The organism is Bacillus solitudinis, assembly GCF_002797395.1.
Lineage (GTDB): Bacteria > Bacillota > Bacilli > Bacillales > Bacillaceae_D > Halalkalibacter_A > Halalkalibacter_A solitudinis.
In genome coordinates, this window is sequence record NZ_KZ454943.1 from 897,211 (window position 1) to 917,497 (window position 20,287).

Below are 20,287 nucleotides of genomic sequence, written 5' to 3' on the forward strand. Positions count from 1 at the left end.
ATTACGCAGCCCCTTTAGCCCTTCTTCCCTCTATTGTACCTTAATTCTTGATGTAAGTTTAACTCATACTATATTTTTCTTATCAATTCCGCTATTGGGGTTTTAAGTTGTTTCTCTTGAAATAATGCATGTAATAATTCTTTTTCTTCTAATTGTAAAGACTCTTTAAAAGGGTGACGAATGAGAATTCGATGGACAACCCCTCTGCGAAAAAGCTTGACTGTATCTCTTACTGACAAGCTACCTTGTACTTTTATCGTTTTTTTGCAAAACGTGTGAGGCGTAGAAAAATGTTGCCTAGCCATAAGAAAGCGGATAAAACGGTAAGGCCTTTGTTTCCATTCCAGATAATTGGCAATAATTAAGAACCCTAGTACTACCCATAAATTTAAATGATACGGAAAAAACAATCCACTTATCAAAACAAGAAGGAAAAGGATTGAAACAGACATCCACCATGAGATGACTAATGCCCTTTGATAAGGCCAGCAATAGGTACACCATAATTGAACGAGACGGCCACCATCCAAGGGCATGATTGGAAGTAAATTAAATATTAATATTGTGACGTTGTGCCAAATAAATACTTGGTGGTCAGTACTTGACCAAAATGACGTCTCAACCATCAAAAAAGAAAGACCGATTAACCAGATATGTTGAATCGGCCCGGCAATTATAATAAAAAATTCTTCTCGGATTGGCCAGTTACCATGGTTCTCAACTTCAGCGACTCCACCAAACGGCAAGAGTTCAATTTTATGAATACGCCACTTAAAGTAATGAGCTACACCCGCATGCCCCATTTCATGAATAAAAACAATGAGAAACACCATGATGACTTCCCGAAAGTACCCTGTGATAATACCAACACTGAGAACAAACCAAAACAAAGGATTTATTTTAACCTTCTTTAAGAGAATCCACAGTTCACTCAAACATAATCACATCACTTGGATCAACATACTCGTCACCCTTTTTTAACGCAAAATAGAAAACTCCTTTCTCTGCTTGACCGCTAGTCGATACAGTACCAATTTTATGACCCGATTTAATGTGGTCATACATATTAACCATTACTTCGTCTAGCATTCCATATATCGATTCTGTACCATCAGGATGTTGAACAATAACTGTTTTTGTAAGTCCTTGTTCACTTTGACCAACGGATGTTACGTGTCCACCTTTGACAGCTTCTACACCGGCTCCCTTGCCTGTTTCCACGAGAATTCCTTGACCATTTTGTTGAAAGTTCTCTACCACCGTTCCTCCTGAAGCAGGAACAGCATACACTAGCTCAGCCTCATTTTGCTCCTCAATATCACCTAATGCCACATCTTGGTTCATAGGAACGAGTGCAAGTGGTCGGCCAAATTGTTCTTCATACCAATTGGCCACAGTCGCAAATTGAAATTGCTGTTCATAAGCCCCTTTTACAAATTGACGAGCACTTTCGAATTGAGGAGATCCGTTTTGGTAAAGAATCGCAATCGCGAAAAATAAACATACAGCCAACAGTGTTCTCATAAGAAAGAAATCTGCTCCCTTTGGTTTAGGTTTCTCTTGTCGATTTATCGGTTGATAATAAACATCTGGTTCTTCTCTTTCTTCCTCATGACGATTTATAAGCATTGGCACGGTACGCTCACGCTGCTTCACCTGATAATCGATTGTTCGTCGCCTTGATTCTAAACGTTTTCGAACTTTATTTATATCCTTAGACATACGCTTCCCCTTCCTCTTCACCATCGTCTTACTCTAACTATATGACTTGTCCGTTTTTGTTATGCCATAATGGGTATAGATGGTTAGGGGGAAATAATGATGCACAAAAATGTACGAGGCGTTTTACTGGCTGGAGGTAAGTCCCAACGGTTCGGCTCTCCTAAAGCAATGGCTTTATTTCAAGGTAAACCTTATTATTCCTACAGTCTTGAAGCCCTCAAGAGTTGTAAACAAACAATAATTGTTAGTCATCCAAAATTAACCGCTCAGTTTTCTAGCTTAACTAAATTAGAAGTCATTGAAGACATTCCTCCTTATCAGGGCTGCGGACCACTTGCAGGATTACATTCTGCAATGAGTAGCTCAGCTGCAGAATGGTTTGCTACAGCACCTTGTGACACACCTATGATCCATCAAGTTATTTACGATACTCTTCTAGAACATATCCAAAATGGATACTCAGCTATCATTCCTATCGTTCATGGAAAAAGACAGCCTCTTATGGGGCTTTACCATCGTTCATGTATGCCTATTATTAAGGACTTGTTGGATGAGGGACTCTATAGAGTAGGTACTCTATTTGAACGAGTCAAGACATCATTCATCGAGGATATTCGATTTGAGGAAAATAGTTACTGGTTTCTGAACATTAATGATGAAGGAGAACAACGTCATCTTGAAGAATTGTTTAATAATAAAGAGTTGTAAAGGAGAGATTACTCATGGAAAACCGTAAATTAGGAAACTCTGATTTAGAAGTAAGTGTTGTAGGCCTTGGCTGCATGTCCATTGGCACAGAAAAAAATGTAGCAAAAAACATTCTTGATAAGGCACTTGATTTAGGTATTAATTACCTAGACACAGCTGATTTGTATGACCAAGGAGTAAACGAGGAATTAATCGGCGAGGTAATCAAGAGCAAACGCCAGGATATCGTTCTTGCTACAAAGGTTGGTAACAAGTTTGAAAAAGGTAAAGATGGTTGGACATGGGACCCCTCTAAATTACATATTAAACGTTCAGTTAAAGAAAGCCTACAGCGGCTACAAACAGATTATATTGATTTATACCAACTTCATGGTGGAACGATTGAAGATAACATTGATGAAACTATTGAAGCGTTTGAAGAGTTAAAACAAGAAGGACACATTCGCCAGTATGGCATTTCATCGATTCGACCTAATGTTATTCGGGAATATGTTGAACGTTCAACAATTGTAAGTGTCATGATGCAATATAGCCTTCTTGACCGCAGACCCGAAGAGTTATTTCCCTTTTTAGAAGAAAATAACGTTAGCGTTGTCGCAAGGGGGCCTTTAGCAAAAGGTATTTTAACCGAACGCCCACTCCATGAAGGACCTAAAACCCTAAAAGAAAAAGGGTATCTAAGTTATACGTTTGAAGAACTAAACCACGTCCAAGAAGCCTTAAAGCAAGCTGGTGGTGTACGCACATTGACGTCAAATGCACTACTCTATAATCTAGCTCATCCAGTCGTAGCGTCGGTGATTACAGGTGCTAGTAAGCCTGAACAAATTGCAGATAATGTTAAAGCCATCCAAGCTCTTAACCTTTCGCAAGATGAAATAACTGCTTTTAAAGAATTAACAAAAGCCCCATCCTATGAGCAACATCGTTAAGTTTAGAGGATTTAGAAAAAGATAAAGAGCAGAGGCCACTAAAAACAGTACAACCCTTCCTTTTTTAGTGGCCTCTCGCTTAATGCTGCTTATTCGGTAGTTTATCGCTAGGATTTCCTTTACCTTGGCGTTTTTTGTTTTGTTCATCCTTCTTTTGCTTATCATGTAACTTTTCAACAAACTCATGTGTGTTATCCATTGCTTATCCTCCTTGATTTTCAGGTTACCTGTTACTTTAACCTATTAAGGAGGCATCCATGCATTAAACCACTACATTCCTTCATTCAAAAGCTGTTAATGGCTATTCCTTCTCTTGCTCATTTTCTCGAGTTTCAGCGTTATTGCCAGTAACTTTCTCTTGCTTTTCTTCAACACTACTTGCTGCTACTTCTGACTTACTTTGACCGAAATCATTAATTTTTCCACGTGACACAAAACTCTCAAGCATTCCCTTTAAATCCATACCTGTACTTTCTTTCAAGCTTTCCTGAAGCCCAAGCATCGTTTTCGTCACATTGTTTGTAATTTTCGACGCCCCTCCACTTGAATCGGAACCGCCCATATCGATTACTTTCATGCTTTCAATTTTAGAAAGAGGTTGGGCAATTTCATGAGCATATTTAGGCAGCATATCGATAAACATTTCCAAAATGGCTGCTTCGCCATACTTTTCCATCGCAGTGGCCATTAATTCTTTCGCCTCGGCCTCAGCCCGACCTCGTTCACGAATAACCTCTGCTTCAGCTAAGCCTTTTTCTTTCTCAATGGCTGTCTTTGTTTCACCATCAATTCGAGCTTTTGATGCCTCCGCTTCAGCCTTGGCCTTAATATCATACGCGTCTGAATCTGCTTGAGTTTTTCTACGCTTTTGTTCCTCAAGCTCCAATTCTACTTGTCTTTGCCGCTCTATATATTGTATTTTCATTTCTTCTTCTTTGACTTGTTGAGCTAGTCTAGCTTTTTCTAGTTCATATGATTGCTCTGATTTCGCTCGTGCTCTCTCAGTTTCTTCTTTTATTTGTGCTTCCTTAATATCCTTTTCTTTTTTCGATTCAGCAATCGTCGTTAAGCGCTTATTCTCTTCATCTTGTGCTTCTTGATGGTTTTTTGCTTTATACATTCGGGTTTCTTTCTCAGCATCAGATTCTGCCATGTCAGCCTTTTTACGAATTTCCGCAATTCGAGGGCGACCTAAATTATCTAAATAACCATTTTCTTCATCCGCATCCCTTAAATCGTCTAAACCAAATGACGTAATTTTAAAGCCCATATTATCTAATTCTTGCTGGGCAATATCCTGGACCTCGTGGTTAAAGGACTCACGATCATTGTTAATTTGTTCCACGGTCATTTTCGATAAGATTGCTCTTAAATTTGTTCCTAAAACCTTCGATACTTCTTCTTCAATTTCATCCTGCTTTTTCCCTAAAAATTGCTCTGCATAGTTGGCAATCCCAATTAACGTATCCGCAATTTTCACAGAGGTAAACGCATCCGCTATCACCGGGACCCCCTGTAAAGTGTAAACTTTTGGCGTAGTCAATTTAATTTGAAAAGAATTTAAATCAACTGGTGTGCATGTTTGGAATAGCTTCAAGCGCACACCACCACCACGAATAATTTTCAAACTTCTTCCGTTCTCATCAAAAAAGATTCGTTTGTCTTCTTCTGGATCACCTAATTTAGGCCCGGTAATAATTAACGCTTGGTTGGAGCTTGCCGTCTTATACCGCTTCTTGAAAATAAAAAATCCTATACCGCCTACTATAAGTAAAATAAATAAAATAATTCCTGCCAGTATGAGTCCAATAATATTTATCAAAATACATCACCCCTTATAAAAATTAGCACATTGTGGCTATGTATATTCCTACGTATTATTGTAGAGGAAGTTTCATTTTTAAACAATAACATACTTTTTTTACACAAAAAGTATGTATTGTTTAAAAGAAAGGACTGTCCCAAAACATAAATAGATATGGCAATGGGCTCAGTACGCTACATTAACTTAAAGGGGTGTGACATAAGGTCCAAAACCGACCTTATGTCACACCCCCCTTATATTTATAGAGAACATTCGGCGGACACACTTCATTTTACTGTTTAATTAACCACCGCTAACAGGTGGAATAAATGCAACAATATCACCTGACTTTATATCCTGTTTAAGCTCTGCGTATTCCTCATTTACTGCCACCATGACATTGTCTAATAAAAGCCTAGGGTAGGTGGCATTAAGTAAGTTTTTCACATCTAGCACTGTCCCTTTATCGAACTCTATTGACAGTTCTCTTTGACCTACGATTTCTTCCAAATCAGCAAACAATAACACTTGAATCATTTCTCTCCCTCCAATTCAGGGGCACCTAAAGGATAAGCTGTGTTCTCAAGCTGATCACCAATCCACTTTTCACCGTCTTCCCAATGTTCCTTTTTCCAAATCGGAACTATCTCTTTAATTCTCTCAATTGCATAACGACTCGCTTCATATGAATCATTGCGATGTGGCGTTGAAACTGCAATACCAACTGCAATATCAGAGATTTCAAGTTTTCCAATTCGATGTGTGATGGCTACTCTTGCATCCGACCACTTTTCAATAATTTCATCACCAATTTGCTTTAACTTTTTTTCAGCCATAGACTCATAGGCTTCATACGCTAAATAAAGTGTCCGCTTACCTTTTGTTAGCTCGCGTACCGTCCCAATAAAAGTATTAATTGCTCCTGCATGAGGGTGAGTTACTTTCTTGACAATAACTTCTATTGAAATCTCATCTTTTGTTATTTCAAACATTTTCTCACTCATACTTGTTCCTCCCACTGATCAAATAACCACATGGCAATTTGTTCAACTTCATTGATGCCAAATACGCTCCCCTTAAATTCAACGGGGACATGTAAGCCATCCCACACGACAAGTGCTTTGATATTCGTTACTTCATTTATTAACACCATGTCCGCTTGCTTTCGAACAATCGCAATCTTTAAATAATTTTCTTGCTTATAGCCTTCGATTACTACGGCATCAAGGTTCAGCTGTTTATAAAATAATAATATATCTTCAACTTGCCATGTCACTTGACTGGTCACTTGTAGCTGTAATGTCTTATTAGCGACCACAGCACTGCCTATTGCTCCAGCTTCCCGGTGGCGCCATGAGTCTTTCCCAGTATCAAGTACGGTTAAATTTTTGCCATGGCCATGGTGCTTTATCGTAGCAACCCGTTTATTTTGTTTATCTGCACGTTCAAGAAGGTTCTCTACTAATGACGTCTTCCCACTGTTACTGAAGCCAATAATTTGCCAAACATTTCTCATTCATTCCACATCCAAGCGCTTCCTTCACCGTTCAATAACAGGACATCAACTCGCATCCCAGCTTCGTAGCCACGGGTTCCACCTGGTAAGATTATTAGTGCATTCGCATCCGCAAGAGAGGTAACAACACCTGACTTGTCTAAGCCCGTTGGAATAACGTGCAAGCAGCCATGTTCAAAATAGGTTCGACTTCGGACAAAACGAGTAAATGGATTCGGCTTTGGAAAGTCCTGTGCTAACAAAGCCTTCTCTCTTTGTAAATGTGGTTTCTCACTAGAAAAACTAGTGAGTATTAGGGGTCGAACCAATAATTCACAGCCAACAAAACAGGCTGAGGGGTTTCCTGATAATCCGAACAATAAGGTTCCATCTAATTCAGCAACTGTTGTCACACTACCCGGACGTTGAGCAATTTTATTAAACAATACATTCGCACCAAGCTTCTTGTATATCGCTGGCAAATAATCATAATCACCAACAGAGACACCACCTGTTGTAATTAAAAGGTCTACTTTTTCTAAAGCAGATGAGATTGCTTCGTAACATTGCTCAAAATCATCAACGAGTTTTCCTAAGTAGATGGGCTCTGCTCCCATTTGATTTAACTCGGAGGCAACCATATAGGCATTGCTATTCCGAATTTTTCCAGGCTCTAGTGGGTCCGCTACATCAAGTAACTCAGTACCTGTTGCAAAAATGCCCACCTTAGGTTTTTTAAAAACTGGAACCTGTGCATACCCAAATGTAGCGAGTAATGCCTTCACACCGGCATCAATTTGACGACCCTTTGCTACAAGCGCCGTCCCTTTTATCGTATCTTCCCCTTGGAAGGAAATATTATCTCCTTTTTGGAAGGTACGTGTTATATCAATAAACGCCTGTCCATCCTTTTTATGCTCCTTCGTCAGTTCAAACATAACAATCGCGTCTGTACCTGTTGGAATTTGCGCGCCAGTCATAATTCGAATTGCTTCCCCTTGTTGCGGGATTCTTTTTGCAACAGAACCTGCACCGATTTCTTCTATAATTTTCAGGGTTATAGGATTCTCACGTGTTGCCTTCGTCGTGTCCTCAGAACGGACCGCAAAGCCATCGAGTGGCGATTTATCAAATGGTGGTACATCGTGGTCTGCCTTTAATTCCGTAGCTAAATAACGACCGTCACAATATTCAATTGGGACAAGTTCTTTCTCTGCATGTTGACTATGGTTGAGGACTGCCTTTACAGCCTCAGCTACTGATATTGGTTTCCTGTGTTCGACCAAGTCATCCACCTCAATTCTCGTGTAAATAGGTTCTCATTATACGGGATTCTTGATTAAAAAGACAGCGAAGTGTTAAGTTAACTTACATTTATTTATAGATCTTGAATTCCAGAAACTCCATTTTCACTTAGGATTTCATAAGCAGGGTTATGCCAAATACCTATGCTCTTTCCATTTATACTAAACACCTCACCTGAGATAGTCTGCTTCTTGTTTTCTACTAAGGCAAGGACAAAGCGTGCTACATCATCTGCTGTGCCAATATCCCAATAATTAGACTTTTCATCGTTATCATGTTGCTCTTCTAGAAAGGGACGTGTCATATCAGTGTAAGCTGCCGGAGCAATTGCATAAACTCTTATATTTAATGACGCTAACTCCTTTGCCCAAGTCTTTGTCATCCCAATAATTCCAGCTTTTGCTGCACTATAATTTAACTGACCAATCGTTCCTTCGATCCCTGCTAGAGATGTCATATTGATTATCGAACCGCTGCGCTTCAATTCTTTCATGTAACGGATAAAAGGAATCGTACAACTGAACGTTCCCTTTAAGTTAACAGAAATAACATCGTCCCATTCTTGCTCGCTCATCCGGTGCGACATCCTATCACGAACAATCCCCGCATTATTTATAATTCCATCAATAACACCAAAGTTGCTTAAGGTTTCTTTAACAAGTGCTTCCCCAGTCGTTATCATTTCAACTGAACCCGGGACACCAATGGCTTCATATCCTTTCTTGTTCAGGTCATTGACAGCATTTGTAACTGATTCCTCTGTACGTCCATTTATTACCACTTTCGCACCACATTTAGCTAAGTGCAAGGCAATGCTCTTACCAATTCCTCTAGTCGATCCAGTAACAATGAAGACTTTCCCGTTCATGTTGAGCTCCTTTTAGTAAAGACGACAAAACCATCTAATACCTTTTTGCCTCCTCGGTTTTGTGCTTCAATCCGAAACTGCATCATACTTTCCTCTTCGCTAAGCATAACTGGTTCAATAAAGATCCTCTCACCAACGAAAACAGGTGCTGTGAACCTCGCCTCATACATAGAAGCAAACCACCCTACTTCTTTCAAAGTAATCGTCTTTTGTGCTAGAGTCATCAAAATCATACCATGAGCCACTTTCGCAGGGTACCCGGCGTCTTCAGCAGCCTTATCATCGAAATGTATTGGATTTAAATCTTGGAGGGCATAACCATAACTCGAAACTAAGTCCTCATTTATTTGAAATGTATTTGCTGCTAAACAAACTCTTTCTCCCATCACATTGCACTCCTCATGCTATTTTTCGTATTAACGTCGATGTCGCTTTCCCGATCAATTTGCCTTCGTTTGAAATGGTAAGTGTGTGAACAAGAAATTCTAGATTTCGTTTTCTTGTTCTTTTTGTAAGGCTAATTGAACATAGATAGCTGCTACCTGCACAAATTGGTTCGCGAAGCTCAAACATTTGTTCACCGTGAATAAAACCCTCATAGCATTGCAACCAAGGGATTTTTATTTTCTGCCAAAATGTCATTAGAAACGTAATTGGTGCCTCCCCTTCGCCTATTGAAGATATTTCCCCTATTGCTTTTAGATAAGTTTGTATCATTTCTTCAGTAACAGTCACTTCAATTTCCTCAGTCTTCAATCCTACTAATAATTCCATCATTTTCTCCATTCATAACGCTTAAATAATGCCGCTAAACCAATGCCTCCACCAATGCCCATCGTCGCTAGACCTAGCTTGCCGTTTCCCTTTATCATCTCAGAAAATAAACGCGTGACTAAAATTGCTCCAGATGCCCCGTATGGGTGTCCAATCGCTAGTGCACCCCCACCAATATTGACAACCTCTTCATCTATCTCCAATTCCTTTAAACAAGCGAGAACTTGAGCTGCGAAAGCTTCGTTAAACTCGATCAAATTGAGATTGGAAACCGATAATGATTGGCGCCTAAGTAGTTTTCTCACTGCAGGAACAGGTCCAATTCCTAACACATTTGGATTTACTCCAGCGCTTGTTGCGTCAACAAATTCTAAAATAGGGGTATAGCCAAGCTTCAGAGCTTTTTTTTCAGACATGATTAATAGGATGGCGGCCCCGTCATTTATCGGACAAGCATTTCCGGCTGTTACCGTGCCCATCGTTTTAAATACTGGTTGCAGTTGACTGAGCTTTTCATAGGATGTTTCTCGCCTCGGGCACTCATCTAAGGTGATACCATTTAACGGAACAATCTCAGCAACAAAACGCCCTTCGTCCAAAGACTTAATCGCTTTACGGTGGCTGTTCAAGGCAAAGTAATCCTGTTGCTCTCGACTAATTCCATACTGTATGGCAACGTTTTCTGCTGCCATTCCCATATCCGGATCTCCAATAGCATCAGGTGAAAAGCGTGCTCGTTTTAATACAGTTGGAAACCCCACCTGGCTTGTTGGCTTTTCAAGCTTCCATGGGGCAAGGCTAGTGCTTTCAACTCCTCCCGCAATGTATACTTCACCAGCCCCAGCTTGAATCAGTCGTGCTGCTTGTATAACCGCTTCAAGTCCCGATCCACACTGGCGGTCAACCGTCATACCAGGAACAGATACCGGTAGACCTGCCTCTAGCCCTGATAACCTTGCAATGTTCCCACCAGGTCCAATGGCATTACCGAGAATGACTTCATCAATTTCTGTTGGCTCAAGTCTCGTTTCCTTCAGAATTTGTCGGATGACCACTGCTGCTAATTCCTGAGGATGCATTTCTTTAAGAACTCCTCCAACTTTGCCAATAGCCGTTCTTTTTGCACTAACGATAACAGCTTTACTCATGTATTTCCTCCAATAATTCCTGTAGCCTTTCTCGATTAACCTTCCCACTTGTTGTATAAGGGAATACTTCTAGCTCAATTACTTCCTTCGGGCATTTATAAGCTGAAAGATACTCTCTACATGCTTCTATAACGTTATATAGATTTTGGCTTCCTTTCCACTTTACAAACAGCACTAGCTTCTCTCCCCAATAATTATCGTTTTTTCCGAGCAGTGCTGCCTCTTCAATCTCAGGGAATTGCTTAACGATCTGCTCTATTTCCTCAGGGAATACATTCAATCCACCTGTAATAATGAGATTTCCTTTTCTACCAATCAGATAAAGAAAGTCATCCTGATCCAAGTAACCAATATCAGAAACTGTCGCTTCGTCCCCTTGAATAACATTTTTAGTCTTCTGTTCGTCATCTACATATTGAGAAAACACCTGCTTACTTTTTACATAAACTTCCCCAACCTCATTGCTTTGTATCTTCTCACCATTTAGCCCTTTAATGACTATTTCAACTCCAGGAAACGCTTTTCCTACTGAACCAATCTTATTTGAATGTTGTTGGTAATCAATAAAAGAAACATAGCTTAGTTCAGAAGCTCCATAAAATTCATAAAACTTTGTTGTAGGAAAATAGTCTCTCAGTTCTCTTATGGATTCTTCAGTCAATTTTGCACCTGAGGATAAAATCATGTTTACTTTTGCCTTCGAATAGGCGGGCAGTGCTCGCCTAATGGCTTCTAGCATCGTTGGGACGACATACATAACATTGATTTTTCCAGTCTGAATTAATTCTGCTGCTTCATTTGCACAGAACAAATCAGTCACCCATAGTGTAGATCCGATGTGCAGGGCGTGAATAGCCGCAAACAAAGATAAAGAATGAACATAAGAACCAGGAGCATAAATCGTATCGTCCTTTGTATATGAAAAAGCATCTTCACAGCTTTTAAAGCTCTCTAACCAAGAGGCATGACTGCGTAAAAATCCTTTTGGACGACCATTGCTCCCCGAAGTAAAGCCTAGATAAAAAGGCTGTTCCTCATCTATTTGAATCGATAATTTTTCAACCTCCTTTGATTGGATTAACTCTTCGACCGTTAGCACTGTTAGGGTCACTGCACTTTCTTGACACCTATCTATATCTTTAAGATGGCAAATAACCAAATTCGGATTCGAGATTGATAGAGCATGCTCTCTTTCCTTTGTAGTCCATTTATAATCAAGCGGTACAACCGTCCAGCCAAGGGAAATGATGGCGTAGAAAAGCTCTAGAAACAATGGTTCATTATGTAGATACAGAGCAACTCGTTTTGGACGGTCTACTTTCAAAATTGTATGCAGTTTCGTTTTCCAACGTTGAATGTGATGATAAAATTGTTCATATGTAATTTCTACATCTTTGAATCGAATCGCCGCCTTTTCCCCTTGTAAGCTTGCATGTTGTTTCAGCGTTTCACCAATCATCATCATTTCCCCTCCAACTTTATTTGTTTTAAATCTTCTTCAACAAGGAAAGTTTATCTAAAAAAAGCCTGGTCGTCTAGCTCTTGCTAGACAACCAGACTATGAAGCGCGTTTCAAAGGTTCAATGGCTCTTGGAAAAAGCGCCTTTCTAATACTTATCGCTACAGAGCCTGCAACGACAGCTTTCACCATATCACCAGGAATGTAAATGAGTGCTGAACCAGCTGCTTGAAACCAAGTTAAATCTGTCACAATTGAGAGATAGGTAATTCCACCAGCGTAAACGACAAGCACACCACCAATTATATTAAAACATACCATCTTCCATAACCTTATTTTGGACCAATTGGTTTGAACGAGATAACCAATTACCAATGCTGCGAAAGGCCAACTTAAAATATACCCGCCACTCGTGCCAAATAATATGCCTAATCCTCCACGGCCCCCTGCAAGCACAGGTAAACCAACAGCAACAAGCAGGACAAACAACCCCATACTCATAAATCCTAAACGCGCACCTAGAACTGCTCCTGCTAACATTACACCAAGAGTCTGAGCCGTAATAGGCACAGGTGTAAACGGTACAGGAATAGGGGGAAATATACCTAGCGCTGCAACAACTGCAGCAAACATTGAAACATACATTAATTGTCTTAGTTTCATACGTATTCCTCACTTTTGTTTTAATAGGTTTACTATAAAAAACAAAACCTCGTTTGTCAACCTGTATTTATTTATTGTTAACAATAGAACTTAAAATGAGAACATTACGCAGAAAAGCATTATATTATAATTTTATTTTTTTTGATCCTTTAAAATTTCTCTCATTACATGACCTAGCTCAGGCACAATGATTCGCTTCATGGCTAGCTTAACTGCACCTGATGATCCTGGCATCGAAAAAATCGCCTTACCTTCCCGAACACCAGCTACGGCCCGACTTAATATCGCTGCTGTGCCAATATCTTCGGTGAAGCTTAAATAACGAAATATCTCCCCAAACCCCGGCATCTCTTTATCCAAGCTATCGCGAACTGCCTCGTATGTTGTATCGCGAAGGGCAATGCCTGTTCCTCCATTTATAAGAACTGCATCAATATCGGCACGGCCTCCAACAATCTTTAACCAATGTTGAATCCCGCTATACTCATCCTTAATGATTTGATACTCACTTACACAATGTCCAGCCTCCTCGAGCATTTTCTTAATTAGGGCCCCGCTTTTATCCGTTTCAAGTGTTCTCGTATCAGAAACAGTCAAAATCATGCAGCGCACAACTTGGGGGGCTTCCCTTTTGTGTTCTTCCACTGACATTTTCATTCCTCCTTTAATTGACAATCCACATTCTTTTCCATTATGATAGCACAGAATTTATAGAAAAGACGGCCTTTATCAATTAAGGTGAAGCACAAAAAAGCGAGGCGAAAAAGAAGATGAGTGATTTAACCCACTTTAATGAACAAGGAAGAGCAAAAATGGTTGATATTTCAGAAAAAGCAACTACCGCTAGAACGGCAATTGCCCATTCAAGCATTGAAGTAAGCGAGGAAATCTATGAAAACATTGAACAAGGGAAAATCGGTAAAGGCGATGTTCTTGCAGTTGCTCAAGTTGCTGGAATTATGGCAGCCAAAAATACGTCACAGTGGATTCCAATGTGTCATCCGTTATCTCTTACCGGTGTGAACATCCATTTTTCTTGGGAACAGACTAAGAATTGGATCCTGCGTATAAGAGTTGAAGTTAAGACAAAAGGACAAACAGGAGTAGAAATGGAGGCATTGACGGCAGCTTCCGCAACGGCGCTAACTGTCTATGACATGTGTAAAGCACTTGATAAAGGGATGATTATTGGTTCGACCTACCTTTCTCGGAAAACAGGTGGAAAAAGTGGCGATTTTACAAAAAGTTCCTAAAACCGTCAAAAATATCTTGATATTTCCTCTATGAAATCTTAATATAAAATTAATAATTGTTTTATAGAGTGGAGGACATTATGTATGTCATTGCATATTACAATTGTAGAAGACGAGCCTTCCCATGTAATATTAATGGAGTATCACTTAAGGAAAATGGGTATCGAAGCCCATTTATTTCAAACAGGACAAGCTTTTATTGAACAAATTCATACAATAGACACTGATTTGATCATCTTAAGTGACGAATTACAGGATGTGTCGGCTTCGAGATTAGTAAACGAAGTAGAATTGATGTACCGAGTAGAAAAACCGACTCTAATGATTATGTCAACGGGACGTCATCCAAGTCTTCATTCAAACACATTAAAAATAATCTACTGTTCTAAACCTTTTGCTATTCAAGATTTCAGGGAAAAGGTTTACTCCTACTTTTACGGAGCTTTATCAACTAGTAACTAAAACAGGATCGCCATGCGATCCTGTTTTAGTTGCGTCTAAATGATTATTCCAGCAAGCAAAAAAACACCTGAGATCAGGTGTTTAGCGAACGCCAAAAAACTTTTTCAATTTAGAAAACATCCCTTTTTGCTCTTCAAGGGACATGAGAGGAACCGTTTCCCCTAAAATCCGACGGGCAATGTTTCGATAAGCAATCGACGCTTTACTCGTTGGGTGTAAAGCGATTGGTTCGCCCTTATTTGAGTACTTAATGACTTCCTCGTCATCAACCACAATACCAATCAAATCTATCGCAAGAATTGACGCAATTTCATCAACGTCCAGCATCTCGCCATTTTTCATCATATGACCACGAATTCGATTGACGACTAGACGAGGAGATTCAATATCCTCTTGCTCAAGAAGTCCAATTATTCGATCCGCATCCCGCACCGCGGATACTTCTGGAGTTGTAATAACGATTGCTTTATCCGCTCCCGCTACAGCATTTTTAAAGCCTTGTTCAATCCCGGCAGGACAGTCGATGATGACATAATCATATTCTTGTTTTAATTCATCAACAATTTTCTTCATTTGCACTGGTTCAACTGCTGATTTATCTTTTGTTTGAGCTGCTGGAAGTAAGAATAAGCATTCAAACCGCTTGTCCTTAATCAACGCCTGTTTTAATTTACAACGTCCTTCTGTTACATCGACCAAATCATAAATGATTCGATTTTCAAGTCCCATGACCACATCTAAATTTCTCAAACCAATATCTGTATCAATCAAGCAGACTTTTTTTCCAGAAAGCGCAAGGGCTGTCCCGATGTTCGCGGATGACGTCGTTTTCCCCACGCCACCCTTTCCACTTGTAATGACAATTGCCTCTCCCACGCTCATTACCCCTTTCTAACACACTTTATGACTCTATAACTTGCTGTTCGTTTTTTGATAACTCTGGCCTTTTATGAATAAGTTGCTGCACTCTAATAAAAACTAGTTCTCCTGATTCCTCCAAAAGCGCACTTTCCATCGTCAATTCTTCTTTAGAAAAGTGATGGATAGAGTCACCAATTCGGACTTGAGAAGGAGCCATAAGAGATGCACTTATAATCGCTCTTTGATTTCCTGTATATCCAGCATGAGCAATTCCTCTTAAGGCACCCATTACAAAGATATTCCCTGAAGCCATCACGGTTCCACCTGGATTTACGTCACCAATTAGTAACAAATCTCCTTTGACCTTAAGAACTTGTCCAGAACGGATGACTTTAGTTAAGGTTGTCATTTGAGATTCAAGCTTTATTTCTTCTGCTGCCTCTTTAGTGAGAACCTTTGAATCAAATTTCTGAATGGATAGATTACGATTTTCAGTAATTACTTGACGAAGAGTTTGCTCCTCTTCATCAGATAAGTGTCTGAAGCCGACGTCAACTTTCACTTGTACATCTGGTTCATCTGTTCCTTGATAGTGCTTTGAAGATAATTTTTCTGAAAGCTCTTCTAATAAACTATCATATGAGCAATGATCATCTAATAAAAAAATGAGACCATCTTTTGTACCTTTTATTGTCACATGTTGTTTTTTCTGTATCATTCCTACGTTCACCTCAGACACACACGTCCTCTCTGCTCGCCCTTCCCAATTTGACTAGGAAGGACTTGAAAACGGTGATAAATAGTATAATTCAACATGTAAAGGGTTAAACCCTTTTTCCTTTTCTTGTCATTTGGAAATTCCATGCTTATCTATCACGCATATTGGCTTGCAGTTTGACGTAATTTACAATTTTTTTAAACGGATAATAGATTAAAATCGCAAAGGCACCATTTAATACTGCTGTTGGAACTAAGCGCTGCTTGAAGAATAATTCACCAGCCATATCTGTAATTCCGATTATTTGAAAAAGCCCATATTGATAGCATTCAAATAAACAAACCGCGGTAACAATTAATAATAGTTGCAATAGAATACTATCCTGAACTCTTTTATTCGTTAGTGCAAATAAGTAGCCGATTAAACCAAACCCAAACACATATACGCCCAGTAACTCTGTGTAAATAACATCATAGAACATTCCATATATCAATCCATATATTACACTAGTATACCGACCCATATGGATGCCGATAAGGACAAGAATAACAATTAGAAAACGCGGGACGAAAATCAACTCTTGATTATAGTTATCTGGAATCACAAATTGAAAAAGTGTTCCCTCAATGACAAGGAATAACAACATAATAAGCGCAATATACGTACGACTCACTTATGAATCCTCCTCTAAAAGGGCCGGATCTAGTGTAGCACTAGATCGTTCAATAATATATACATAGTCCAAAGAAGTGAAATCAGCAGTTGGTTTTATGTATGCATTTTGAGTTAGACCATATTCGTCAGGCTCAACTTCAACAACTTCACCAATTAGAAGACCACTTGGGTAAACATCACCTAAACCAGACGTCGTGACCATTTGTTTCAATTCAATATCAGCTTCGATATCAAGCTTTCTCATAATTAACAAACCACGATCTGAATCAAATCCCTCAATGAATCCTACCTCAGGTTCATCCATTAGAATTTGTGCAGATACTCGATTGGTTCTGTCATTATCGGAAAGAAGTTGAATAAATGATGTAAATTCACTGGTACGCTTTACTTTCCCGATTAATCCACCTTGTGAATCAATAACAGCCATATTAGATGAAATCCCGTGCTGGGCTCCTCTGTTTAATCCAACATAGTCCTCCCATTGATCGGGACTACGATGAATCACAACAGCCGGACGAATTAAGTAATCATTTAAGCTTTCTTCTAACTCGAGCATTTCGCGCAACGTTTCATTTTCATTTTTTAACAGATTACGCTCAACAGATATTTGAGCGTATTCCTCTAGCCTAGTCTTTAGTAGTCGATTTTCTTCATAAATCTGCTTTAAATCAACAGCATTCTCAAAGAAACCCGCTGCGAAATGAGCGGGTTTCATAAAGGCTGTTTGCACCCATCCAACGGCATCTCTTATGATTAGCTCGGGTCCTGTTATTCGTTGCCTCTCACTTAAAGAATAACCGATCAATGCCACCAAAATGATAATGCTGACGAGAAGAATAATTAACTTTTTATTTGAAAAAAAAGATGGCATGCCAGACACCTACTTACAATTTTCTATCAGAGCGTGACGTAATTCCTGCTTTTGAACGGAACAAATGAAGATTCTCTAAAGCACGTCCTGTACCAATAGCTACACAATCCAAGGGGTCTTCAGCAACAATGACAGGCATATTGGTTTCATCACTCAGAACTTTATCAAGGTTACGTAATAACGCTCCCCCACCTGTTAAGACAATACCTCTATCCATAATATCCGCTGCAAGTTCCGGTGGAGATTGTTCCAGCGTATTTTTTACAGCTTCAATAATCGTAGAAACAGTATCTGAAAGTGCGCCTGCAATTTCTTCAGCTGTAATAGAAATCGTTTTTGGTAATCCCGTCAGAAGATCGCGTCCACGAATATCCATATCGTCGACCCCCTCTGGCGCTCCTGCCGATCCGATTTCAAGCTTCAGCGTTTCTGCCGTTCGCTCACCAATCATTAAGTTATAATTTTTCTTTACATAATTAATTATCGCATCGTCCATTTCATCACCAGCGACACGAATTGACTGACTTGTCACTATCCCACCAAGAGAAATAATCGCGACTTCTGTTGTTCCACCACCGATGTCAACAACCATACTCCCCGTTGGCTCCCAAACCGGTAAGTCAGCACCTATTGCTGCTGCAAATGGTTCTTCAAGGGTATAGGACTCTTTAGCACCAGCTTGCTTTGTTGCATCTTCTACCGCACGTTTTTCAACTGCTGTAATCCCAGATGGTACACACACCATCACAGAGGGCTTTCTTGTGAAAACAGAACGGGTACGTTGTGCTTGACGAATAAAGTGCTTAATCATTTTAGCCGTCGTATCAAAATCAGCAATAACCCCGTCTTTCATCGGACGTACCGCAATAATGTTACCTGGTGTACGACCAATCATATTCTTTGCATCGTTTCCGACAGCTTCAATTGTGCCTGTATCTGTACGCAATGCGACCACAGAAGGCTCTCGCACAACAATACCTTTCCCTTTTACATAAACCAGCGTATTTGCTGTCCCTAAATCTATTCCAATGTCTTTAGAAAAACCACCAAACATCTATGTATCTCCCTTCAAGATGATCCGAAATCATAACCTTTATTATATCGAATAATAACATAAAAACATAGCCTTAAGTTCCCCTTAAACGAAAATATACCTTTCGTTCGACAATATGATTATCCCTAACAAATCATACCATAACTTTTTGGAATGTCACCTATCAATCATGAACCGACATACCCTTGTTCCTTTAAACTAATAAATTTTCTATCTCCAATAATAACATGGTCCAAAAGCTCTACTCCAAGCACCTTTCCTGATTCATATAAACGCTTCGTTACCTCAATGTCTTCCCTACTCGGGCTAGGATCACCAGAAGGATGATTATGAAGGCAAATAAATGAGGCGGCTGAGCGACGAAATGCTTCTTTAAATACTTCGCGCGGATGGACTATGCTGGCGTTTAAACTCCCAATAAAAACCGTATGCCGATGAATCACTTGGTTTTTTGTGTTAAGGTATAAGCACACGAAATGTTCTTGAGTTAAAAAGCGCATATCATCCATAACAAAGGTTGAAACATCCTCAGGGGAACGAATAACGAAGCGCTCTTCTGTTTTCATACTATGAATTCTTCGTCCTAGTTCCATTGCTGCACATAATTCAACGGCCTTTGCTTCTCCGATTCCGTTAATCTCACAAAGCTCTTCAATGGTTGCATCTTTTAATAAAGGGAGTCCGTCGAATTGAACGAGCACCCGCTGGGCGAGTTGAAGAACAGATTCTTTACGAGACCCTGAACGCAATATAATCGCTAGCACCTCTTGATTAGAGAGGGAACTCGCCCCGTCTTGTAATAATCGTTCACGGGGGCGCTCACGTAAGGGTACATCTCGAATGAGGAGTGATTGTTGCGGCAATTTTTTTCTCTCCTTTCTAACGTGTACATGTTTAAGGAATTTCATGTAGTTTCATGGGGAATTTTCTTAGCTTTTAAGTTGAGGATGAATATCAAACTGTGTTAAAGCTCTCATGGTTTCTGCGAGAGGAAGACCGACCACTGTAAAATAGTCACCTGAAATTTCTTTTACTAAATAAGCTCCAAATCCTTGAATTCCATAGCCACCTGCTTTGTCGAAAGGCTCTTTGCTACGAATGTACAGATCGATTTCCTTAGTAGAAAGGTCATATAGGGTCACGTCGGTATTTTGATAGTAGGTCATTGTCTTTTCTTTTGAGAGAATTGAAACACCAGTAAAAACCTGATGAACACGACCAGAAAGCATAGATAACATCTTTCTAGCTTCCTGCTCATTTTCTGGCTTTCCTAGTATTTCTCCATCACACACAACAATAGTGTCTGAACCGAGGACGATGGCAGAGGGATGTCTAGACAATACGTCTTCTGCTTTTTGAAAAGCAAGTTGTTCGACCACTTGACTTGGCGTATAAGCTGGGTTTACAAATTCATTGACTTGACTTGGTTCAACAGTAAAGGAATATAATGCTTGTTGTAGGAGTTCTTTTCGCCTCGGGGAACCTGAGGCTAAAATGAAAGGTTTCATGAAGGGA

The 20,287-nt window shown here is 39.7% G+C and carries 26 protein-coding genes; 4 read left to right on the forward strand and 22 right to left on the reverse strand.

Features of this window, described 5'->3' with window-relative positions; genetic code table 11:
• Positions 1–68: 68 nt before the first annotated feature.
• Together CEF19_RS04495 and CEF19_RS04500 are read right to left on the reverse strand one after the other, a co-directional pair.
• Positions 69–935 carry a M50 family metallopeptidase gene (locus CEF19_RS04495; protein ID WP_100404970.1) on the reverse strand — a complete coding sequence of 289 codons (867 nt, stop codon included), beginning with the start codon at positions 933–935 and terminating at the stop codon, positions 69–71.
• Positions 928–1,722 carry a M23 family metallopeptidase gene (locus CEF19_RS04500; RefSeq protein WP_100404971.1) on the reverse strand — a complete coding sequence of 265 codons (795 nt, stop codon included), beginning with the start codon at positions 1,720–1,722 and terminating at the stop codon, positions 928–930. The genes CEF19_RS04495 and CEF19_RS04500 overlap by 8 nt, the downstream gene beginning before the upstream one ends.
• A 96-nt stretch (positions 1,723–1,818) precedes the next feature.
• Here CEF19_RS04500 and CEF19_RS04505 point away from each other — a divergent pair, with 96 nt between their 5' ends.
• Positions 1,819–2,430: a molybdenum cofactor guanylyltransferase gene (locus CEF19_RS04505; protein WP_100404972.1), complete on the forward strand. Its 612-nt coding sequence runs from the start codon at positions 1,819–1,821 to the stop codon at positions 2,428–2,430.
• 14 nt (positions 2,431–2,444) lie between these two features.
• Positions 2,445–3,362: an aldo/keto reductase gene (locus CEF19_RS04510; RefSeq protein WP_100404973.1), complete on the forward strand. Its 918-nt coding sequence runs from the start codon at positions 2,445–2,447 to the stop codon at positions 3,360–3,362.
• Positions 3,363–3,441: 79 nt separating this feature from the next.
• Here CEF19_RS04510 and CEF19_RS04515 read toward each other — a convergent pair whose 3' ends face one another.
• From CEF19_RS04515 to CEF19_RS04575, 13 genes are all read right to left on the reverse strand, one after another.
• Entirely contained in the window at positions 3,442–3,561 is a 120-nt protein-coding gene (locus CEF19_RS04515; RefSeq protein ID WP_100404974.1) for a DUF4023 domain-containing protein, read from the reverse strand.
• A gap of 102 nt (positions 3,562–3,663) precedes the next feature.
• Positions 3,664–5,181, reverse strand: a complete 1,518-nt coding sequence (locus CEF19_RS04520) for a flotillin family protein (protein ID WP_100408206.1) — start codon at positions 5,179–5,181, stop codon at positions 3,664–3,666.
• A gap of 288 nt (positions 5,182–5,469) precedes the next feature.
• Positions 5,470–5,703 carry a molybdopterin converting factor subunit 1 gene (gene moaD / locus CEF19_RS04525; protein WP_100404975.1) on the reverse strand — a complete coding sequence of 78 codons (234 nt, stop codon included), beginning with the start codon at positions 5,701–5,703 and terminating at the stop codon, positions 5,470–5,472.
• Entirely contained in the window at positions 5,700–6,170 is a 471-nt protein-coding gene (locus CEF19_RS04530) for a molybdenum cofactor biosynthesis protein MoaE (RefSeq protein ID WP_100404976.1), read from the reverse strand. Before CEF19_RS04530 ends, moaD begins: the two co-directional genes overlap by 4 nt.
• Positions 6,167–6,682 carry a molybdopterin-guanine dinucleotide biosynthesis protein B gene (gene mobB, locus CEF19_RS04535; protein WP_100404977.1) on the reverse strand — a complete coding sequence of 172 codons (516 nt, stop codon included), beginning with the start codon at positions 6,680–6,682 and terminating at the stop codon, positions 6,167–6,169. The genes CEF19_RS04530 and mobB overlap by 4 nt, the downstream gene beginning before the upstream one ends.
• Complete coding sequence (locus tag CEF19_RS04540; RefSeq protein WP_100404978.1) at positions 6,679–7,947, reverse strand: molybdopterin molybdotransferase MoeA; 1,269 nt, start codon at positions 7,945–7,947, stop codon at positions 6,679–6,681. The genes mobB and CEF19_RS04540 overlap by 4 nt, the downstream gene beginning before the upstream one ends.
• A 92-nt stretch (positions 7,948–8,039) precedes the next feature.
• Positions 8,040–8,834 carry an SDR family NAD(P)-dependent oxidoreductase gene (locus tag CEF19_RS04545; protein WP_100404979.1) on the reverse strand — a complete coding sequence of 265 codons (795 nt, stop codon included), beginning with the start codon at positions 8,832–8,834 and terminating at the stop codon, positions 8,040–8,042.
• Positions 8,831–9,220 carry a MaoC family dehydratase gene (locus CEF19_RS04550; RefSeq protein WP_100404980.1) on the reverse strand — a complete coding sequence of 130 codons (390 nt, stop codon included), beginning with the start codon at positions 9,218–9,220 and terminating at the stop codon, positions 8,831–8,833. Before CEF19_RS04550 ends, CEF19_RS04545 begins: the two co-directional genes overlap by 4 nt.
• 13 nt (positions 9,221–9,233) lie before the next feature.
• On the reverse strand, positions 9,234–9,608 hold the full coding sequence (locus CEF19_RS04555; protein WP_157800879.1) for an FAS1-like dehydratase domain-containing protein: 375 nt from the start codon (positions 9,606–9,608) through the stop codon (positions 9,234–9,236).
• A complete protein-coding gene (locus CEF19_RS04560; RefSeq protein ID WP_100404982.1) occupies positions 9,608–10,756 on the reverse strand; it encodes a thiolase family protein in 1,149 nt (382 codons plus the stop codon). Before CEF19_RS04560 ends, CEF19_RS04555 begins: the two co-directional genes overlap by 1 nt.
• Complete coding sequence (locus tag CEF19_RS04565) at positions 10,749–12,221, reverse strand: AMP-binding protein (RefSeq protein WP_100404983.1); 1,473 nt, start codon at positions 12,219–12,221, stop codon at positions 10,749–10,751. The genes CEF19_RS04560 and CEF19_RS04565 overlap by 8 nt, the downstream gene beginning before the upstream one ends.
• Positions 12,222–12,314: 93 nt before the next feature.
• Entirely contained in the window at positions 12,315–12,878 is a 564-nt protein-coding gene (locus CEF19_RS04570) for a biotin transporter BioY (protein ID WP_100404984.1), read from the reverse strand.
• 132 nt (positions 12,879–13,010) lie between these two features.
• Entirely contained in the window at positions 13,011–13,529 is a 519-nt protein-coding gene (locus tag CEF19_RS04575) for a MogA/MoaB family molybdenum cofactor biosynthesis protein (RefSeq protein ID WP_100404985.1), read from the reverse strand.
• A 119-nt stretch (positions 13,530–13,648) separates the two neighbouring features.
• On the opposite strand from CEF19_RS04575, the gene moaC reads away from it, so the two are divergent.
• A complete protein-coding gene (gene moaC / locus CEF19_RS04580) occupies positions 13,649–14,131 on the forward strand; it encodes a cyclic pyranopterin monophosphate synthase MoaC (protein ID WP_100404986.1) in 483 nt (160 codons plus the stop codon).
• Between the two features lie 84 nt (positions 14,132–14,215).
• Positions 14,216–14,593: a DNA-binding transcriptional response regulator gene (locus CEF19_RS04585; RefSeq protein WP_100404987.1), complete on the forward strand. Its 378-nt coding sequence runs from the start codon at positions 14,216–14,218 to the stop codon at positions 14,591–14,593.
• Between the two features lie 81 nt (positions 14,594–14,674).
• Here the strand turns inward: CEF19_RS04585 and minD are convergent, their stop codons facing one another.
• From minD to CEF19_RS04620, 7 genes are all read right to left on the reverse strand, one after another.
• Complete coding sequence (gene minD, locus CEF19_RS04590) at positions 14,675–15,469, reverse strand: septum site-determining protein MinD (RefSeq protein ID WP_100404988.1); 795 nt, start codon at positions 15,467–15,469, stop codon at positions 14,675–14,677.
• A gap of 25 nt (positions 15,470–15,494) precedes the next feature.
• Positions 15,495–16,172, reverse strand: a complete 678-nt coding sequence (gene minC / locus CEF19_RS04595; RefSeq protein ID WP_198510239.1) for a septum site-determining protein MinC — start codon at positions 16,170–16,172, stop codon at positions 15,495–15,497.
• Positions 16,173–16,320: 148 nt separating this feature from the next.
• Positions 16,321–16,845, reverse strand: coding sequence for a rod shape-determining protein MreD (gene mreD, locus CEF19_RS04600; protein WP_100404989.1), 525 nt, complete (start codon positions 16,843–16,845; stop codon positions 16,321–16,323).
• On the reverse strand, positions 16,846–17,718 hold the full coding sequence (mreC, locus tag CEF19_RS04605; protein ID WP_100404990.1) for a rod shape-determining protein MreC: 873 nt from the start codon (positions 17,716–17,718) through the stop codon (positions 16,846–16,848).
• Between the two features lie 13 nt (positions 17,719–17,731).
• On the reverse strand, positions 17,732–18,772 hold the full coding sequence (locus CEF19_RS04610) for a rod shape-determining protein (protein ID WP_100404991.1): 1,041 nt from the start codon (positions 18,770–18,772) through the stop codon (positions 17,732–17,734).
• Between the two features lie 167 nt (positions 18,773–18,939).
• Entirely contained in the window at positions 18,940–19,635 is a 696-nt protein-coding gene (radC, locus tag CEF19_RS04615; RefSeq protein WP_227521914.1) for a RadC family protein, read from the reverse strand.
• A gap of 66 nt (positions 19,636–19,701) precedes the next feature.
• Entirely contained in the window at positions 19,702–20,280 is a 579-nt protein-coding gene (locus CEF19_RS04620; protein ID WP_100404993.1) for a Maf family protein, read from the reverse strand.
• Positions 20,281–20,287: the final 7 nt, after the last annotated feature.

Excerpts from the sequence above, each read along its gene's own strand:
- CEF19_RS04500 (WP_100404971.1), bottom strand. The coding sequence starts at position 1,722 with ATGTCTAAGGATATAAATAAAGTTCGAAAACGTTTAGAATCAAGGCGA.
- CEF19_RS04505 (WP_100404972.1), top strand. The coding sequence starts at position 1,819 with ATGATGCACAAAAATGTACGAGGCGTTTTACTGGCTGGAGGTAAGTCC.
- CEF19_RS04510 (WP_100404973.1), top strand. The coding sequence starts at position 2,445 with ATGGAAAACCGTAAATTAGGAAACTCTGATTTAGAAGTAAGTGTTGTA.
- CEF19_RS04515 (WP_100404974.1), bottom strand. The coding sequence starts at position 3,561 with ATGGATAACACACATGAGTTTGTTGAAAAGTTACATGATAAGCAAAAG.
- moaD (WP_100404975.1), bottom strand. The coding sequence starts at position 5,703 with ATGATTCAAGTGTTATTGTTTGCTGATTTGGAAGAAATCGTAGGTCAA.
- CEF19_RS04530 (WP_100404976.1), bottom strand. The coding sequence starts at position 6,170 with ATGAGTGAGAAAATGTTTGAAATAACAAAAGATGAGATTTCAATAGAA.
- mobB (WP_100404977.1), bottom strand. The coding sequence starts at position 6,682 with ATGAGAAATGTTTGGCAAATTATTGGCTTCAGTAACAGTGGGAAGACG.
- CEF19_RS04545 (WP_100404979.1), bottom strand. The coding sequence starts at position 8,834 with ATGAACGGGAAAGTCTTCATTGTTACTGGATCGACTAGAGGAATTGGT.
- CEF19_RS04550 (WP_100404980.1), bottom strand. The coding sequence starts at position 9,220 with ATGGGAGAAAGAGTTTGTTTAGCAGCAAATACATTTCAAATAAATGAG.
- CEF19_RS04555 (WP_157800879.1), bottom strand. The coding sequence starts at position 9,608 with ATGGAATTATTAGTAGGATTGAAGACTGAGGAAATTGAAGTGACTGTT.
- CEF19_RS04560 (WP_100404982.1), bottom strand. The coding sequence starts at position 10,756 with ATGAGTAAAGCTGTTATCGTTAGTGCAAAAAGAACGGCTATTGGCAAA.
- CEF19_RS04565 (WP_100404983.1), bottom strand. The coding sequence starts at position 12,221 with ATGATGATGATTGGTGAAACGCTGAAACAACATGCAAGCTTACAAGGG.
- CEF19_RS04570 (WP_100404984.1), bottom strand. The coding sequence starts at position 12,878 with ATGAAACTAAGACAATTAATGTATGTTTCAATGTTTGCTGCAGTTGTT.
- CEF19_RS04575 (WP_100404985.1), bottom strand. The coding sequence starts at position 13,529 with ATGTCAGTGGAAGAACACAAAAGGGAAGCCCCCCAAGTTGTGCGCTGC.
- moaC (WP_100404986.1), top strand. The coding sequence starts at position 13,649 with ATGAGTGATTTAACCCACTTTAATGAACAAGGAAGAGCAAAAATGGTT.
- CEF19_RS04585 (WP_100404987.1), top strand. The coding sequence starts at position 14,216 with ATGTCATTGCATATTACAATTGTAGAAGACGAGCCTTCCCATGTAATA.
- minC (WP_198510239.1), bottom strand. The coding sequence starts at position 16,172 with ATGATACAGAAAAAACAACATGTGACAATAAAAGGTACAAAAGATGGT.
- mreC (WP_100404990.1), bottom strand. The coding sequence starts at position 17,718 with ATGCCATCTTTTTTTTCAAATAAAAAGTTAATTATTCTTCTCGTCAGC.
- CEF19_RS04610 (WP_100404991.1), bottom strand. The coding sequence starts at position 18,772 with ATGTTTGGTGGTTTTTCTAAAGACATTGGAATAGATTTAGGGACAGCA.
- CEF19_RS04620 (WP_100404993.1), bottom strand. The coding sequence starts at position 20,280 with ATGAAACCTTTCATTTTAGCCTCAGGTTCCCCGAGGCGAAAAGAACTC.